Annotated in this window: 17 protein-coding genes; 14 read left to right on the top strand and 3 right to left on the bottom strand. The window is 52.4% G+C overall.

Annotated elements, in window-relative coordinates; genetic code table 11:
- Nucleotides 1-24: 24 nt before the first annotated feature.
- Nucleotides 25-1689: an electron transfer flavoprotein-ubiquinone oxidoreductase gene (locus CPA45_RS00710; RefSeq protein WP_096649405.1), complete on the bottom strand. Its 1665-nt coding sequence runs from the start codon at nt 1687-1689 to the stop codon at nt 25-27.
- A 399-nt stretch (nt 1690-2088) separates the two neighbouring features.
- Between CPA45_RS00710 and CPA45_RS00715 the strand changes: the two genes are divergently transcribed.
- The 14 genes from CPA45_RS00715 to CPA45_RS00780 all read left to right on the top strand — a co-directional run bounded on the left by CPA45_RS00715 (nt 2089) and on the right by CPA45_RS00780 (nt 14394).
- A complete protein-coding gene (locus tag CPA45_RS00715; RefSeq protein ID WP_096649406.1) occupies nt 2089-2838 on the top strand; it encodes an electron transfer flavoprotein subunit beta/FixA family protein in 750 nt (249 codons plus the stop codon).
- A gap of 14 nt (nt 2839-2852) precedes the next feature.
- Complete coding sequence (locus CPA45_RS00720; protein WP_096649407.1) at nt 2853-3779, top strand: electron transfer flavoprotein subunit alpha/FixB family protein; 927 nt, start codon at nt 2853-2855, stop codon at nt 3777-3779.
- A 216-nt stretch (nt 3780-3995) separates the two neighbouring features.
- Nucleotides 3996-4607 (top strand): superoxide dismutase, encoded by a 612-nt coding sequence (locus CPA45_RS00725; RefSeq protein ID WP_096649408.1) that lies wholly within the window; start codon nt 3996-3998, stop codon nt 4605-4607.
- A gap of 252 nt (nt 4608-4859) precedes the next feature.
- A complete protein-coding gene (gene nrdH / locus CPA45_RS00730; protein WP_078087264.1) occupies nt 4860-5081 on the top strand; it encodes a glutaredoxin-like protein NrdH in 222 nt (73 codons plus the stop codon).
- A gap of 9 nt (nt 5082-5090) precedes the next feature.
- Nucleotides 5091-5525 carry a class Ib ribonucleoside-diphosphate reductase assembly flavoprotein NrdI gene (gene nrdI / locus CPA45_RS00735; protein ID WP_096649409.1) on the top strand — a complete coding sequence of 145 codons (435 nt, stop codon included), beginning with the start codon at nt 5091-5093 and terminating at the stop codon, nt 5523-5525.
- Complete coding sequence (gene nrdE, locus CPA45_RS00740) at nt 5507-7690, top strand: class 1b ribonucleoside-diphosphate reductase subunit alpha (RefSeq protein ID WP_096649410.1); 2184 nt, start codon at nt 5507-5509, stop codon at nt 7688-7690. The genes nrdI and nrdE overlap by 19 nt, the downstream gene beginning before the upstream one ends.
- A 30-nt stretch (nt 7691-7720) precedes the next feature.
- On the top strand, nt 7721-8692 hold the full coding sequence (gene nrdF, locus CPA45_RS00745) for a class 1b ribonucleoside-diphosphate reductase subunit beta (RefSeq protein ID WP_096649411.1): 972 nt from the start codon (nt 7721-7723) through the stop codon (nt 8690-8692).
- A gap of 94 nt (nt 8693-8786) precedes the next feature.
- Nucleotides 8787-9194: an NUDIX hydrolase gene (locus tag CPA45_RS00750; RefSeq protein WP_096649412.1), complete on the top strand. Its 408-nt coding sequence runs from the start codon at nt 8787-8789 to the stop codon at nt 9192-9194.
- 222 nt (nt 9195-9416) lie between these two features.
- Nucleotides 9417-10199 carry a DUF3450 family protein gene (locus CPA45_RS00755; protein WP_096649414.1) on the top strand — a complete coding sequence of 261 codons (783 nt, stop codon included), beginning with the start codon at nt 9417-9419 and terminating at the stop codon, nt 10197-10199.
- Entirely contained in the window at nt 10199-11581 is a 1383-nt protein-coding gene (locus CPA45_RS00760; RefSeq protein ID WP_096649416.1) for a MotA/TolQ/ExbB proton channel family protein, read from the top strand. The genes CPA45_RS00755 and CPA45_RS00760 overlap by 1 nt, the downstream gene beginning before the upstream one ends.
- A 1-nt stretch (nt 11582) precedes the next feature.
- Complete coding sequence (locus CPA45_RS00765; RefSeq protein ID WP_078087271.1) at nt 11583-12125, top strand: MotA/TolQ/ExbB proton channel family protein; 543 nt, start codon at nt 11583-11585, stop codon at nt 12123-12125.
- Complete coding sequence (locus CPA45_RS00770; RefSeq protein ID WP_096649418.1) at nt 12118-12525, top strand: ExbD/TolR family protein; 408 nt, start codon at nt 12118-12120, stop codon at nt 12523-12525. Before CPA45_RS00765 ends, CPA45_RS00770 begins: the two co-directional genes overlap by 8 nt.
- Nucleotides 12522-13298, top strand: a complete 777-nt coding sequence (locus CPA45_RS00775) for an energy transducer TonB (RefSeq protein ID WP_096649420.1) — start codon at nt 12522-12524, stop codon at nt 13296-13298. Before CPA45_RS00770 ends, CPA45_RS00775 begins: the two co-directional genes overlap by 4 nt.
- A gap of 4 nt (nt 13299-13302) precedes the next feature.
- Nucleotides 13303-14394 carry a hypothetical protein gene (locus CPA45_RS00780; protein ID WP_096649422.1) on the top strand — a complete coding sequence of 364 codons (1092 nt, stop codon included), beginning with the start codon at nt 13303-13305 and terminating at the stop codon, nt 14392-14394.
- 68 nt (nt 14395-14462) lie between these two features.
- Here the strand turns inward: CPA45_RS00780 and xthA are convergent, their stop codons facing one another.
- Together xthA and CPA45_RS00790 are read right to left on the bottom strand one after the other, a co-directional pair.
- Nucleotides 14463-15299 (bottom strand): exodeoxyribonuclease III, encoded by an 837-nt coding sequence (gene xthA / locus CPA45_RS00785; RefSeq protein ID WP_096649424.1) that lies wholly within the window; start codon nt 15297-15299, stop codon nt 14463-14465.
- Nucleotides 15299-15547 (bottom strand): hypothetical protein, encoded by a 249-nt coding sequence (locus tag CPA45_RS00790; RefSeq protein ID WP_096649426.1) that lies wholly within the window; start codon nt 15545-15547, stop codon nt 15299-15301. The genes xthA and CPA45_RS00790 overlap by 1 nt, the downstream gene beginning before the upstream one ends.
- Nucleotides 15548-15589: the final 42 nt, after the last annotated feature.

Here is a 15589-nt window from a genome sequence, read left to right on the forward strand (position 1 = left end):
TGCTTACTTACTGTCCAGTCAGCCTTACATGTTAGGGTAGTTCGGGCCGCCACCACCTTCCGGGGCTACCCAGGTGATGTTTTGGGAGGGGTCTTTGATATCACAGGTTTTGCAGTGCACGCAGTTCTGGAAGTTGATCTGGAAGTGCGGCTCACCCTGTGCATCCTCTACCACCTCATAAACGCCTGCTGGGCAGTATCGCTGGGCGGGTTCGGCATATTTGGGTAAGTTTTCCCGAATCGGTAGTTCTGGGTCAGCTAAGCGCAGGTGGCAAGGCTGATCTTCCTCATGGTTGGTATTGGAAAGAAACACGGACGTTAGTTTATCGAACGAGAGTTTACCGTCGGGCTTCGGATAATTGATTTTTTCGAACTCGGAGGCTGCTTTTAGCGCGCCATAGTCGGTGTCGGTGTCGTGAACATTGGGTAGCTTATTGCCCAGTAACTGATTCACGAAATTGTAGGCACCACCACCCAACGTGCCATATTTATGCATGGCTGGGCTAAAACTCGCAGTCTCTTTTAGCTCTTTATAGGCCCAGCTGGCTTCCCACATAGTGGTGAAACTGTTCAGCTCTTGTGCGCCTTCATCGCCGCCTTTAATAGCCTCGAATACGCTCTCGGCTGCCACCATGCCTGATTTCATGGCTGTATGCAGGCCCTTGATTTTGGCAGAGTTCAGTGTACCTGCATCGCAACCAATCAGCAGGCCCCCTGGGAACGTCATTTTGGGTAAGCTGTTCAAACCGCCTTTAGTCAATGCGCGTGCACCGTAGGCTACCCGTTTGCCACCTTGGAGATACTGGCTAAGCACCGGGTGATGCTTCATACGCTGAAATTCATCGAAGGGGGAGAGCCAGGGGTTTTGATAGCCAAGGTCCATAATAAGGCCGACCACGACCTGATGGTTTTCCGCGTGATAGAGAAACCAGCCGCCATGGGTGTTTTTGCCCAGTGGCCAGCCGGAGCCGTGGAGCACAAGCCCAGGTTCGTGCTGTTCAGCAGGTATGTCCCACAGCTCCTTAAGACCGATACCGTAATGCTGTGGGTCGCGATCTGCATCCAGTGAGAACTCTTTGATCAAGCGCTTGCCTAGATGGCCTCGGGCGCCTTCAGCAAACAGTGTATATTTTGCGCGTAGCTCCATACCTGGCATATGGCCATCTTTAGCAGTGCCATCGGCGCCAATACCCATGTCACCGATCAAGATGCCACGTACGGCATTATCTTCAATAATCACGTCCTGAGCAGCAAAGCCGGGAAAGATTTCAACCCCCAGCGATTCGGCTTGCTCACCTAGCCAGCGGCATAGGTTACCTGCACTGATGACGTAGTTGGTTAGCTCCCCACCAGTATTGTGCATACTTTTAGGTACGAGTATGTTGGGAATTTTTTGTGCTTTTTCAGCGTCTTTTAACAGATAAACATCGTCACGGATAGCCGGGGTGTTGAGCGGTGCGCCACGCTCTTTCCAGTCCGGGAACAGTTCAGCTAAGGCTCGCGGCTCAAAAACGGCACCTGAAAGAATATGGGCGCCAACTTCAGAACCTTTCTCTACGACACAAACTGTCAGCTCTTGCTGTGCCTCGTTAGCTTGCTGCATCAGACGGCAGGCAGCAGATAGCCCAGAGGGGCCTGCGCCAACGATTACTACATCGAAATCCATAACATCGCGTTCAACGTTTTCCACTTGGTTTCTCCTTATTCTGTTAAGTGCCATCTGTTACAGAAGCTAACCTACGGGAGTAAGCTTATAAAAGATTGGCCTTAATTTAAAACGGTCGTTTGCTTCTGATTATGCCCCATGATATGCATAATACCCCTGTCAGGTCACCTCTACGATGTCAAAAGCAGCATTTATCAAGTGAGCGTAAACCCAACTACGACCAAGGCCTTAGACGTTGAGTATTGTTGCTTGCAGGTAGATTGTGGCAAATTGGTCTGGTTTTTCATTTGCAGACCTATCAAACGCTTGAATGAATTTTTTAAGCGGTGATTATTATTCTGTGCCGCTCCTATTTTTCATCGGCACCTTGCAAAGGTGTCTGGTCAGGTTAACGGCTTTCACTAAAAGCCAAGCGAGGAAACTATGAAAGTACTCGTCGCGGTTAAACGCGTCATCGACTACAACGTCAAAATCCGTGTCAAAGCGGACAACTCTGACGTCGACCTCACTAACGTCAAAATGGCCATGAACCCCTTCTGTGAGATTGCCGTAGAAGAAGCGGTACGCCTTAAAGAAAAGGGCGTTGCCACGGAAGTGGTTGCCGTGACGGTAGGGCCGAAAGCCGCCCAAGAGCAGCTGCGCACCGCGCTGGCACTGGGTGCGGATCGCGCCATTCATATCGAAACCGACGAGCGGGTTGAGTCGTTAGCTGTCGCCAAATTACTGGCCAAGGTCGTTGAGGAAGAGCAGCCTGGACTAGTGGTGCTTGGCAAGCAGGCTATCGACACGGATAACAACCAAACCGGGCAAATGCTTGCTGCGCTATCTGGCTTGCCGCAGGGTACATTCGCCTCAGAGGTTGTCGTCGATGGCGATAAGGTTAACGTAACGAGAGAAATTGACGGCGGTCTACAAACCATCACGCTTTCATTGCCGGCTATCATTACTGCCGACTTGCGCCTAAACGAGCCGCGCTATGCCAAGCTGCCAGACATCATGAAGGCTAAGAAAAAGCCGCTAGATGTTAAAACCCCTGGCGACTACGGCGTTGAAGTGGCCTCCAAGGTTAGTCTGCTGAAAGTAGAATCTCCGGCAGAGCGCCAAGGTGGCGTCAAAGTAGCCTCGGTAGATGAGCTGATCGACAAACTGAAAAACGAAGCCAAAGTGCTTTAAGAGGAGCGGATCGCATGAGCATTCTGGTACTTGCCGACCTACATGAAGGCCAGCTAGGGGGCGCGACTGCCCACGTCGTTGCCGCAGCGAACGCTATCGGTGGTGATGTCCACGTTCTCGTCGCCGGGGAGGGTGTTCAGGCCGCAGCCGACGCCGCAGCCAAGCTCGACGGTGTGAGTAAAGTACGCATCGCGGATAACGCCGTTTACGCCCATCAGCTTGCTGAGCCAATGGGTGCGCTGCTAGTTGAGTTGTCTGGTGACTACACACACGTACTGGCCAGTGCCTCCACTACTGGTAAAAACGTGTTGCCGCGTTTGGCTGCCTTGAAAGATGTCAGCCAGCTATCTGATGTAATTGCCGTGGAGAGCGCCGATACCTTTAAGCGCCCAATCTACGCCGGCAATGCCATTGCCACGGTAAAAAGTGATGACGCGCTGAAAGTTATTACTGTACGCACCACTGGCTTCGATGCGGTAGAAAGCAACGGCAATGCCGCAGTTGAATCAGTGAGTGTGGTGGTTGAAAATGGCCAGTCTAGCTTTGTTAAGCAGGAGTTGGCGCAGTCAGATCGCCCTGAGCTTGGCGGTGCCAAAGTAGTAGTGTCCGGTGGTCGCGGTATGGGTAACGGCGAGAACTTTAAGTTGCTTGATGGCATCGCCGATAAATTGGGCGCTGCTATTGGCGCCTCGCGGGCTGCAGTTGATGCAGGCTTTGTACCTAACGACATGCAGGTAGGTCAAACCGGTAAAATCGTAGCGCCAGAACTCTATATTGCCGTGGGGATCTCAGGTGCTATTCAGCACTTGGCCGGTATGAAGGATTCTAAGGTGATCGTTGCGATCAACAAGGATGAAGAAGCTCCGATCTTCCAGGTGGCAGATTATGGTTTGGTAGGCGATCTCTTTGAGATTCTGCCGGAACTTGAAAGTAAGCTATAAGCTAATGAATCTTAGGTAGCCAGGAAGCCGGCTTCTTTTGAAGTCGGCTTTTTTATTGGCGATGGATTAGATAAACTGATAATAGTTGACTAAGGTACTGGGGAATAAAAGTTCACTGCGCATGGCAATTAAAATTGCTGTGCTGGTTGAAAAGGGTGGAGCAAGACCACACTTAGTGAGATGAACGCAACAAAAGCCACTTAAGGAGAAGTTAGCATGGCACATACACTTCCTGAACTGCCCTACGCCTATGACGCGCTTGAGCCGAATATCGATGCGATGACAATGGAGATTCACCACTCTCGTCATCACCAAACTTACGTTAATAATTTGAATGCAGCGCTTGAAGGCACTGGCCTGGAAGACGTTGCTATTGAAGAGCTCGTTGCTAACCTAGACCGTGTTCCTGAAGAAAAACGTCAAGCCGTAATTAACAATGGCGGTGGTCATGCTAACCACTCCATGTTCTGGCAAATGATGTCGCCCAATGGCGGTGGCCAGCCTCAGGGTGATGTTGCAAAAGCCATTGATGCTGAGCTTGGTGGTTTAGAAGCGTTCAAAGACGCTTTCCAAAAAGCTGCTGTTGGTCGTTTTGGTAGTGGCTGGGCATGGCTTTCCGTTACCCCTGAGAAGAAATTGGTAGTAGAAAATACTCTGAACCAAGACAGCCCGCTAATGCATGGCAATACGCCGTTGCTAGGTCTGGATGTGTGGGAGCATGCTTACTACCTGAAGTACCAAAATAAGCGTCCTGACTATATTGCTGCATTCTTCAATGTAGTGAACTGGGAAGATGTAGAGCGTCGCTATCAGGCTGCGATTGCTTAAATTGTGATACTGCATGGCAAGTGGTTCTAGCCGCTTGCAGCGTTGAAAAACCGCCTCCTACTGGAGGCGGTTTTTGTATTTATGGGTATGAAGCTGGGTATTGGCTGTCAATAACCTGTGGATGAAAAATACCATATATGCTTGAATTGATTTTTCTGTGGTCTATATATAGTATGCCTTGTATCTTTTAAGGCGGGCGAGCACTAGATATGCCCTACCTGAAAAACAGCGCTATGAAAAGGAGAAATAGCCATGGGAATTCAAATTTATAGCAAGCCAGCCTGTGTTCAGTGTACTGCCACCTACCGCGCATTAGATAAGCAGGGGATTGAGTACACCGTTATCGATATTACGGCTGAAGCTGGCGCTCAGCAGAAAGTAGAAGCACTTGGGTACCGCCAACTACCCGTTGTCGTTGCTGGTGAAGACCACTGGTCCGGTTTTCGCCCTGATCGCATTCAAGCGCTGGCGTAATTTGCCACCATGCAAACCGTTAATGTGGAAGCTGGGCGTGCTGGCGCGCTGGTCTACTTTTCCACTAAGTCAGGCAATACCCACCGTTTTGTGCAAAAGCTTGGCTTTAGCGCCCAGCGGTTGCCGATAAATCGTGAAGATCCAACCCCGCGTGTAGAGCAGCCTTACATATTGGTTACCCCCACCTATGGTGGCGGCTATACCGAAGGAGCTGTGCCGGGGCAAGTGATCCGCTTTTTAAACGATGAGCACAATCGACACCTCTTGCGAGGTGTTATTGCTGCTGGAAACACTAATTTCGGTGAAGCCTACGGGTTGGCAGGGCGCATTATTGCGCAAAAATGCCAGGTGCCGTTGCTGTATCGGTTTGAACTATTTGGCACGGATGATGATGTCGCCAATGTCCGCAAAGGAGTAGAAGAGTTTTGGAAACGACTAACGTAGCCCAAAAAAATGTTGTTGAAGCAAAACGGCCTGCTGCGGGGGCTGGTGAGACGCGTACGCTGGATTATCATGCGCTAAATGCGATGCTGAATCTGTACGGTGCCAACGGCAAACTACAGCTGGATAAGGACCGTGAAGCGGCTCGCCAGTATTTTCTGCAGCACGTTAACCAAAACACGGTTTTTTTCCACTCTCTGGAAGAAAAGCTCGACTACCTGGTCGAGGAAGGTTATTACGAAGCGGAAGTGCTTGGTCAGTATAGTTTTGCCTTTGTCAAAGCATTGTTTGAACAGGCTTATGCTTACAAATTCCGCTTTTCTAGCTTTCTAGGTGCCTTCAAGTACTACACCAGCTACACGCTGAAAACCTTTGACGGTAAGCGTTACTTAGAGCGCTACGAAGACCGCGTGTGCATGGTAGCGCTCACCTTGGCGCGAGGGGATGAGGCGCTGGCCAAGTCACTGGTCGATGAAGTGATTAGTGGTCGTTTTCAGCCGGCTACGCCAACTTTCCTGAACTGTGGTAAACAGCAGCGCGGCGAGTTGGTGTCCTGCTTCTTGCTGCGTATTGAAGACAATATGGAGTCGATTGGCCGCTCGATTAATTCGGCGCTGCAGCTTTCTAAGCGTGGCGGTGGTGTTGCTTTCCTGCTTACTAATATACGTGAGTCCGGAGCGCCGATTAAACGTATTGAGAACCAGTCGTCGGGCATTATCCCGATTATGAAACTGCTGGAGGATGCGTTCTCTTACGCTAACCAGCTGGGCGCACGCCAGGGTGCGGGTGCGGTTTACTTAAACGCCCACCATCCTGATATTCTGCGCTTTTTAGATACCAAGCGTGAAAATGCCGATGAAAAAATCCGCATTAAAACGCTCTCGCTGGGCGTGACGATTCCAGACATTACCTTTGAACTCGCCAAGCGCAACGACGATATGTACCTATTCTCGCCCTACGATGTAGAGCGGGTTTACGGTGTCCCGTTTGGTGATATTAGTGTTACCGAGAAATACCATGAGATGGTTGCCGATGCGCGCATTCGCAAACACAAAATCAATGCTCGTGCGTTCTTCCAAACCCTAGCCGAGCTGCAGTTTGAATCTGGCTATCCGTATATTATGTTCGAAGATACGGTAAACCGTGCTAACCCGATTGCTGGCCGTATCAATATGAGCAACTTGTGCTCAGAGATTCTGCAGGTCAATACACCTACTGAGTACGACGACGATCTGGGCTATCGTCAGATTGGTCAGGATATCTCCTGTAATCTTGGCTCAATGAATATTGCCAAGGTAATGGATTCAGGTGATATCGGTACCAGCGTGGAAATTGCTATTCGCGGTCTGACGGCTGTTTCAGAGATGAGCAACCTACGTAGTGTGCCTTCTATTGCGGAAGGTAATGCCAAGTCTCGTGCAATCGGCCTAGGGCAGATGAACCTGCATGGTTTCTTGGCTCGCGAGCATATTTATTATGGCTCAGAAGAGGGTTTGGACTTTACCAACCTCTACTTCTACTGCGTCGCATTCCATGCCATTCGTGCCTCTAACCAGCTGGCGATTGAGAATGGCGAGTCGTTTGAGGGGTTTGCAGACTCTACTTATGCCTCAGGTGCCTTCTTTGATAAGTACACCGACCAGGCGTGGCTGCCACGCACTGAGAAGGTGCGTGGGCTATTCGAGCGAAGCGGTATAGCGCTGCCTACCCAAGAAGATTGGCAAGCGCTGAAGGCCTCAGTGATGGCGCATGGTTTGTTTAACCGAAACCTTCAGGCGGTACCGCCGACGGGTTCTATTTCGTATATCAATCATTCAACGTCCAGCATTCATCCGGTGGCTGCGAAGATTGAGATCCGTAAAGAAGGCAAGCTTGGGCGTGTTTATTACCCTGCACCTTTCTTGAATGAGGCGAACTTCGATTATTTCCAGGATGCCTACGAAATTGGTCCTGAGAAAATAATTGATACCTATGCAGAAGCATCCAAGCACGTTGACCAAGGGCTTTCGTTGACACTGTTTTTCCCGGACACGGCGACTACACGGGATATCAACAAAGCGCAAATTTACGCTTGGCGTAAGGGCATTAAGACGCTTTATTACATCCGTCTGCGCCAAAGTGCGCTTGAGGGCACCGAAGTAGAAGGCTGTGTCTCCTGCACACTGTAAGTGCGTAACGATTTTTAAGAGAGCAATCTGATGACCATTATGCAACGCTTATCACGGGTCGATGCGATCAACTGGAACCGGCTGCAAGACGACAAGGATCTTGAAGTATGGAACCGCTTGACCAGTAATTTTTGGCTGCCAGAAAAAGTGCCGCTCTCCAACGATATTCAGTCGTGGAACACGCTAACCCAGCAGGAGAAGCAGCTGACAATCCGCGTGTTTACCGGCTTAACATTGCTGGATACGATTCAAAGTAGCGTGGGCGCCCCGGTGTTGATGGAGGATGCACGTACACCCCATGAGGAGGCGGTATACACTAATATCGCTTTTATGGAGTCTGTGCATGCACGCTCTTATAGCTCTATTTTTTCGACATTATGCGCCACGCGTGATGTGGATGATGCCTTCCGTTGGAGCGAGGAGAACCCGACGCTGCAGTTGAAATCGGAGCTAATACTCAAGCGCTACCGCTCAGATGACCCGTTGATGCGTAAGGTAGCCAGCGTTTTCCTTGAGTCGTTTTTGTTCTACTCGGGCTTCTACCTGCCGATGTACTGGTCCAGCCACGCCAAGCTGACGAATACGGCGGATCTGATTCGTTTGATCATTCGTGATGAAGCTGTACATGGCTATTACATTGGCTACAAGTTTCAGCAGGCGTTGGCAGAAGCTACGCCAGCGCGCCAGCAAGAAGTGAAAGACTACGCTTACGAGCTGCTGCTGGAGCTTTACGACAACGAAGTGCGCTACACCGAGTCACTCTACGATGAGGTAGGCCTAACTGAGGACGTGAAGAAGTTTCTGCACTACAACGCTAACAAAGCGTTGATGAATCTAGGTTTTGAGCCGCTGTTCCCTAGCAGCGTGACCGATGTTGATCCAACCATCATGGCGGCGCTTTCACCTAGTGCGGATGAGAACCACGACTTCTTCTCAGGCTCTGGATCTTCTTACGTGATCGGCAAAGCGGTCGCCACCGAAGATGACGATTGGGCATTTTAAGTTCGATTTAGGTTTATAGCTAAATAGCGTGTCGAGTGTCCTGGGTGTGCGAGCACTATAGACATGATGGGCTTCTATAGAGGGGAGAGGGGCGTTGCCGAGCGAGACCAGTAGCGCGTTAAGTGTTCTGAAAGTAGCGGCTGCGGTGGTAAGTGATCCAGCAGGGCGCCTGCTCTTGGTGCGTAAGCGGAACACGCGTTTCTTTATGCAGCCAGGTGGGAAAATTGAGCCAGGTGAAACGGCTCTACTAGCCTTATGCCGAGAGTTGAAAGAGGAGATTGGCCTGTGTGTCGACATGGAGCAGCTCCGTCCTCTTGGGCTGCGGCGAGCGGTGGCTGCTAATGAGCCTGATACGATCGTTGAGGCGCATCTGTTTGGTGTCGTGATTGATGAGCCCATTCATGCTGGAGCAGAGATTGCTGAGGCGGTCTGGGTGACTCACGAGGCCGCGCTAGAGCTGCCTCTAGCTCCCCTAACTCAAAACTATGTAGTGGCTGTTTAGCGCTAATTATTCTTACTAGTAACTCTTGAGGACGCCGGCAGGCGTCCTTTTTTATGCCTCGATAAAAGTATGGCTCTATTGAATGCTAATGATAAATATTGTCATTTATTCTATTAGTGGTAGGCTATGCAGTGCTTAAACTTAACGCAAATCGTTCTTATACCTAATGACTTTCTAGTGGGCCGTATAGCGCGGGCCGCTAATTAGTAACGGAGACGTAACGTGCTGAAAAGGCCTTTCTTTGCCCTAGGTGGGTGCTGGCTTGCAGGGGTGTTTGTCAGTGCTTCGCTGATGGCAAGCGATGAAACCGTCGAGCAGGCCTCCCAGAGTGTCGAGGCCCAGCAAGTCCAGTCGGCTATCCAGCAACAAATAGACGCCGCCGATGAAGAGACTCGCGCGGCTTTGGAGGAGCTTCGCCGCCTAGAGCGAGAAACTCGCCAAATGGAAACTGCTAATGCAGCACTAAGTGGGCGGCTGGCTAGCGATGCTGAACGCCAGCAGCGGTTGAGTAGGGCGCTGGATACGCTAAACGAAACCCGTGCAGCGCTGCCGTTAATTGAGCAGGACATGACCCAGCAGTTAATCAACTGGATTGAAAATGATGTGCCATTTCTACGTGAAGAGCGGCTGGCAAGGGTGAAAACAGCGCAAGCTGATTCAGGCACAGAGAGCGTCGAACGGATTGTCGGTCTTCTTGAGGCATGGCGAGTAGAGCTAGATTACGGGCGTAATATAGATACTTGGCGTGGTCGGCTAAAGCTTGCGGACACTCCTCTCCGTGAGGTGGAATATCTGCGCATTGGTCGGATTGGATTTTATTACCTTACGCCAGATGGTCGTGAGGGAGGTGTCTGGAACACCGATAACGGTGAGTGGCAAGCGCTAGATGAAAGCGCCCGCCGAGAAGTGCGTAATGGATTGCGCATTGCTGATGATCAGCGCACTCCTGGTTTATTACGTTTACCGCTTTCAATTACCGCTGCTGCGCATCAGGGAGGTCAGTAATGATTGGGTTGTCACGGCCTTCACCAAAGGTGTTTGCAACATCACTGACGTTAATTCTCAGTTTGTTCGCTGGCACCGCGCAGGCACAGCAAAGCACAAATGTTGATTCGACAAATATCAGCTCATTAAGAGATGCGCGCCAAGCTGCGGAAGCTCGCGATCAAGAGCGGCTGCAATCTTTTCTCAGCGACCAGCAGGCGTTGGAAGAGGCGCTAGAGGAAGCGCGAGGAGCCCATCAAGCCGCCGAAGAGCAGCGTGATGTCCTGCAGGCCCTACAGGAGGAGCAGGCGCAGACGGCAAGTGAACTTAATGAACGTCAGGCGGAGCAGGGTGAGGCGCTCACTGCACTGTTAGCCAGCCTTGGTCAGCATAGTAGTGAGGTGCGCAACGCCTTGGGCGGTGAAAGCTGGCTAACCATTGGCGATGATGCGCTTCCGCCACGCTTGAGCGAGGTAGAGGTACTTGAGCGCCAGCACATAGAGGCGGTAGTTGATAGTCTTGCGACGCTAACAGCGCAAACAGGACGTGCTGAAAGGCTTACCCTGCCGGTGGCAGATTCAAGTGGTGCGATCGAGACACGAGACGTAGTGCGCTTGGGCGACTTTGCTGCTTTTACCGATTCAGCTCTGCTGCGCAAAGGTGGTGAGGAGGATGAGTTAGCTGAGATCCCCCGCACACCCCGTGAGATTGGTGCCGTTCTGGCGGCTTACCATCAAGGTGAGAGTCGTGTGTTTACTATTGATCCTACCCAAGGTGCTGTGCTGCGGGCTCTGGCTCAGCAACCTAGTCTTTGGGAGCGTTTCCAGCAAGGTGGTTATGTTGGCTACGTAGTCGTTGTGCTGGGGGCATTTGGCCTGTTGGTCGCACTGGCTCAGTACACCTATCTATTGTTGGTTAGCAGCCGGGTTGGGCGTCAGCGTAAGTCGCCAGACGAGCTGCGTGGAGACAACCCCTTAGGTCGGGTGTTGCAGCGTTTCCAGGATATGGATAAGCATCAAACACCGGAAGCGTTGGAGGCGCGGCTGGATGAAGCGGTGTTGGCAGAGCTTCCACGCATTGAACGTGGCCAGCCCATCGTAAAACTGCTGGCAGCCATTGCGCCCCTGTTAGGGCTATTGGGCACGGTTACCGGCATGATCGTTACTTTCCAAGCTATTACTGTATTCGGCACTGGCGACCCACAGCTAATGGCTGGCGGGATTAGTCAGGCATTGGTAACGACTGTATTAGGGCTGGTAACCGCCGTGCCGCTGCTGTTTGCTCAAACGGCGCTGTCCAGCCGCAGCCGTTATCTCACCCAAGTGATTGAGGGCGAAGCGAGCGCGACATTGGCGGATCACCTTGAAGCCCAGTCCAGCTCCCATGCCCAGGCGGTGAGCTAAGATGTTCACGCTGCCCCTTTGGCTTGAGCCTGTAGAGCGGCTGGTCGATGCCGGTGGCGCGGTGCTGGTGGTGCTCGCCTTTGTCGCTGTGCTGGTGTTTGGTATGGCCATAGAGCGTTGGTGGTATTACCGCATTACCTGGCGTATCGCGCGGCGTAAATTGATTCGCCGGTGGGCGGCGCGTAGCGATCATCGCAGTTGGAGTGCACGCACGCTTCGCCATGTGTGGACAGATGCTCTGGTCGCTAGGCTGCGTCGCCCGCTGCCCTGGTTAAAGTTATTGGTAGCGCTTTGTCCGCTGCTGGGACTGCTGGGCACCGTTACCGGGATGATTGCAGTGTTCGATAGCCTTTCATTGAGTGATACCCACCAAGCCAGAGCCATGGCGGATGGTGTGGCGCGAGCCACGTTGCCCACCCTGACAGGTATGGCGATTGCGGTAGTAGGGTTACTGTTTATTAGTCGTTTAGAGCACGTGATTCGTCGCGAAGACCAGCGGCTGCATGACCGCTTAGCACGTGCCTTGGAGGAGAATGATGCGTAGACGCCGTTCTGTAGATGCCACGGCTGATAGCAATGAGGTCAACTTAACGCCGATGCTGGATGTGGTATTTATCATGCTGATTTTCTTTATCGTCACGACAAGTTTTATTAAAGAGAGCGGTATTGAGATTGAGCGCCCTGAATCAAGTGCGGCAAGCCCTAGACCCGATGCGCAGGTGCTGGTGGCGGTAACGCCTGAAGGTGCGGTGTGGGTGGATGGCAAGCCAGTTGATGTTCATCGAATTGGTCAGGAAGTAGCTGGCATGTTGACGGAAGATGGGTCAGTGGTCATCCAGGCCGATCGGGAGTCGACGACTGGGTTGCTAATTGAAGTAATGGATCGTTTAAAACAGGCTGGTGTTGATCAAGTGGCTGTGGCTGCGAGTCGGAGCGCCCCATGATTCGTCATGCGCTTTCATTGTCAGGCGGCGTAATATTGGCTATCGGGCTATTTTGGCTGTTAGCGTTATTGGTAACGCCGCCCGAGCGTAGGCTGGAAACGCCGGAAATGATGTTATCAATGAGTATGGTGGAGGTGCCAGAGGTAGCGCCAGAGCAAGAGACGCCCCCACCTCAGCCCGCAGAAGCTGCACCTGCCGCTGCGCCACCCCCTATGCCCATGCCGGAGCCGCCCCCGATAGCGGATAGCGCTATACCACTACCGGAAGTTGAGTTGCCTGACGAGCCTGTTGAACCGCTGGAGCTAGATAGCGAGCTGCCTGAGCTGACCGAAGTGACACCTGAGCCAACTCCGCCGTCACCAACACCACGGCCGCAGCCTGCGCCTGAACCACAAGTGCAGCCTGAGCCGTCACCGACGCAGGCATCGGCAACCCCCGATCCTGTGCCTTCAACGGCTGAACGTGAAGCAGCTCCTAGAGCTGAGCCAGCGCCCTCTAATGAGCCGGTTAATGTAGGGCAGGTAGCGCCTACAAACCGCGTTAACCCTACTTATCCCTCCCGAGCGCAGCGCCGGGGGATGGAGGGGTTTGTCGAAGTGGCATTTGTTATTCGTCGCGATGGCAGCGTCGACAGCAGCTCAATCCAAGTTACCAATGCGCAGCCCCGTCAAGTGTTTGAAAGCGCCGCTCGTGAAGCGATTGCTCGCTGGCAGTTCGAGCCAAGCCAGCAGCTGCGGCGTGCCACGCAGCGTATTGAATTTCAGCTGAGGTAGTTATATGCAGCGTTTGGCTGGAGTAATACTGTTTAGTCTCTGGGCTTCTTTTGTTCACGCAAGTGAGCCGTTGCCGGGGGACATTATTCAAGACCTTAATGCCTTGCAGCAGCAGCTTGCTGACGCTAGTGAGAGTGGAGATGGCTCTCAGGAGGCATTAGAACGCCTTATCACTCGGGCCACTGGGCAGGCTGCACGATTGCAAGGTGGTAATCGCTCTGATCAGTGGGCGAGTGCGCTCTACTCTCAGCTTGCTGCTGGCGCTATGGCTCGCCAGGGACGGCAAGAGGAGGCCGCACAGCAGTTGGCTAATGCACGTGAGCGTAGTGGTGTGCCCGCAAGCCAGCGGGCTAGGTGGCTACGCGAAGAGGCTGGGCTTCGGCGGGCTGCTGGGCAGCGTGAAGAGGCCATTGTGCTATATGAACAGTGGCTGGATAGCCGTACAGATGCCCAGGTGAGTTGGCAGCTAGTGCGCCTGTTGGCACAAGAGGAGCGCTGGGATGCTGCTGCTGAGCATTTGACTCCTCTGCTTGAGCAGAGTGGGGCCTTGGATGAAGCACAGCAGTCGTTGATGCTTGCTGTATTGCGCAATGCTGAGCAGAGTGACCTCGCGTTGGGCTGGTTGCTTGAGGGCCTGAACAGCCAAAGCCCTCCTGAGGAGTGGCGTCAAGCGGCTGGGCTTGCCCAGCAGGCAGGCCAAAAAGGCATCGCTGCTGGCGTGTGGGAAATGGCTTGGCAGCTAGGCAAGTTTAACCAGCCAGAAGAGCGGCTGTTGCTAATCCGGCTTCATTTGGCTGGCGGCACGCCAGCACGAGCAGCGGAGCACTTGCAAGAGGCGCTGCGTGACGAGACCCTTCCCCGCGATGAACAAATGCTAAGGCTGCTGGCCGCTGCGTGGCAGCAGGCCAAACATGTTCAAAATGCCTTAGAGGCTTGGGAGAGTCTTGCAGAATATACCCAGGCAGCGAAGGACTGGAGGGAGTTGGGTCAGCTAGCCTACGCCTGGGGCGACGAGGCGCTGGCAAAGCACGCCTTTTCACAAGCGTTGGCTCTTGGTGATGATGAAGTAGAGCCTTGGCTGGTTAGCCTTCAGTAACCTGAAAATACCATGAGACCGCCTGCAATTATTGTGACAGGCGGGCTGTGCGCGGTTATCGGCGACGATTATTGGTCATGACATTTTAGCATCAGTGAAAACTTACTCCAGATTGGTGCGTGATCTGAAGGTCGCTCCATGCCGCGCAGCTGGTAATCGATGCCGGCACTGGTAACGCACTCTGCAAGTGGTTTTGTCACTAGGATGTAATCAATGCGCAGCCCGCGTTTTGGTTCGCGATCAAAGCCTTTGGAGCGGTAATCAAACCAGCTAAACCAAGCATCGTTTTCGGGGTAGCAAAGTCGGTAGCTGTCACTTAGTCCCCAGGCTTTAATGTCGTCAAGCCATTCACGTTCTATGGGTTGGAAGCTGGCTTTGCCTTCACGGAGCCAGCGTTTCCGACTGGCCTCGCCGATGCCAATATCCTGGTCTTCGGGTGAAATATTGAAATCACCCATTATTGCAAGACGCTCGTCAGGGTGGTGCCGCTCGTTAAGCAAGCGGGACAGTTGCTGATAAAAACGCTCTTTATGGGGAAACTTAGTAGGGTGGGCGATATTTTCTCCCTGAGGGAAATAGCCGTTCCATACGGTTACCGGTTGGCCGTCGTCCGCAAGCAGCCGCACGCCAATCAAGCGTCGCTGGGCATCTTCTTCATCATCGGGAAAGCCATAATAAACGTCTTGAGGCTTTTGGCGGCAGAGTAAAGCAACCCCATAATGACCTTTTTGGCCGTAGTAGAATACGTGGTAACCCATAGCCTCTACATCGGCTAGGGGAAACTCGCTGTCCTGTACTTTGGTTTCCTGAAGTCCAATGACATCTGGCTGTTGGGTGTCAATCAGCGCTTTAAGCTGATGCAAGCGTGCCCGGATACCATTGATATTGAATGAGACTAAGTGCATTAAGTGTTCTCTCCAGAAGGATTATCCGCCTCTTTATCTGAATGAATCGAAATCGTTTGCCCATCTTGTTGGCGTGCCAGTTTTCGTACCGCCTGAAGCTTGCGTTGCTGCTGCTTTTTAGCCACAAAGCGCCGTGAAGAGGTAACTTGGTCTGGGTTTTCGTGGCGCCATTTTTTATAATCTTTACGGCGCCCAGTGCGGATGGTTACTTTATCCGCTATCGAACGGGTCTTTTTCTTACGCGTCATATCGCGCTCCTTGGGTTAACTTATGCCTCATTCTAACAGGCA

This window comes from Vreelandella nigrificans (assembly GCF_002374315.1).
GTDB classification, from domain to species: domain Bacteria; phylum Pseudomonadota; class Gammaproteobacteria; order Pseudomonadales; family Halomonadaceae; genus Vreelandella; species Vreelandella nigrificans.

Excerpts from the sequence above, each read along its gene's own strand:
- nrdI (WP_096649409.1), top strand. The coding sequence starts at position 5,091 with ATGCAAACCGTTAATGTGGAAGCTGGGCGTGCTGGCGCGCTGGTCTAC.
- CPA45_RS00790 (WP_096649426.1), bottom strand. The coding sequence starts at position 15,547 with ATGACGCGTAAGAAAAAGACCCGTTCGATAGCGGATAAAGTAACCATC.
- CPA45_RS00720 (WP_096649407.1), top strand. The coding sequence starts at position 2,853 with ATGAGCATTCTGGTACTTGCCGACCTACATGAAGGCCAGCTAGGGGGC.
- nrdF (WP_096649411.1), top strand. The coding sequence starts at position 7,721 with ATGACCATTATGCAACGCTTATCACGGGTCGATGCGATCAACTGGAAC.
- xthA (WP_096649424.1), bottom strand. The coding sequence starts at position 15,299 with ATGCACTTAGTCTCATTCAATATCAATGGTATCCGGGCACGCTTGCAT.
- CPA45_RS00760 (WP_096649416.1), top strand. The coding sequence starts at position 10,199 with ATGATTGGGTTGTCACGGCCTTCACCAAAGGTGTTTGCAACATCACTG.
- CPA45_RS00780 (WP_096649422.1), top strand. The coding sequence starts at position 13,303 with ATGCAGCGTTTGGCTGGAGTAATACTGTTTAGTCTCTGGGCTTCTTTT.
- CPA45_RS00765 (WP_078087271.1), top strand. The coding sequence starts at position 11,583 with ATGTTCACGCTGCCCCTTTGGCTTGAGCCTGTAGAGCGGCTGGTCGAT.
- CPA45_RS00725 (WP_096649408.1), top strand. The coding sequence starts at position 3,996 with ATGGCACATACACTTCCTGAACTGCCCTACGCCTATGACGCGCTTGAG.
- CPA45_RS00715 (WP_096649406.1), top strand. The coding sequence starts at position 2,089 with ATGAAAGTACTCGTCGCGGTTAAACGCGTCATCGACTACAACGTCAAA.
- nrdH (WP_078087264.1), top strand. The coding sequence starts at position 4,860 with ATGGGAATTCAAATTTATAGCAAGCCAGCCTGTGTTCAGTGTACTGCC.
- CPA45_RS00770 (WP_096649418.1), top strand. The coding sequence starts at position 12,118 with ATGCGTAGACGCCGTTCTGTAGATGCCACGGCTGATAGCAATGAGGTC.
- CPA45_RS00775 (WP_096649420.1), top strand. The coding sequence starts at position 12,522 with ATGATTCGTCATGCGCTTTCATTGTCAGGCGGCGTAATATTGGCTATC.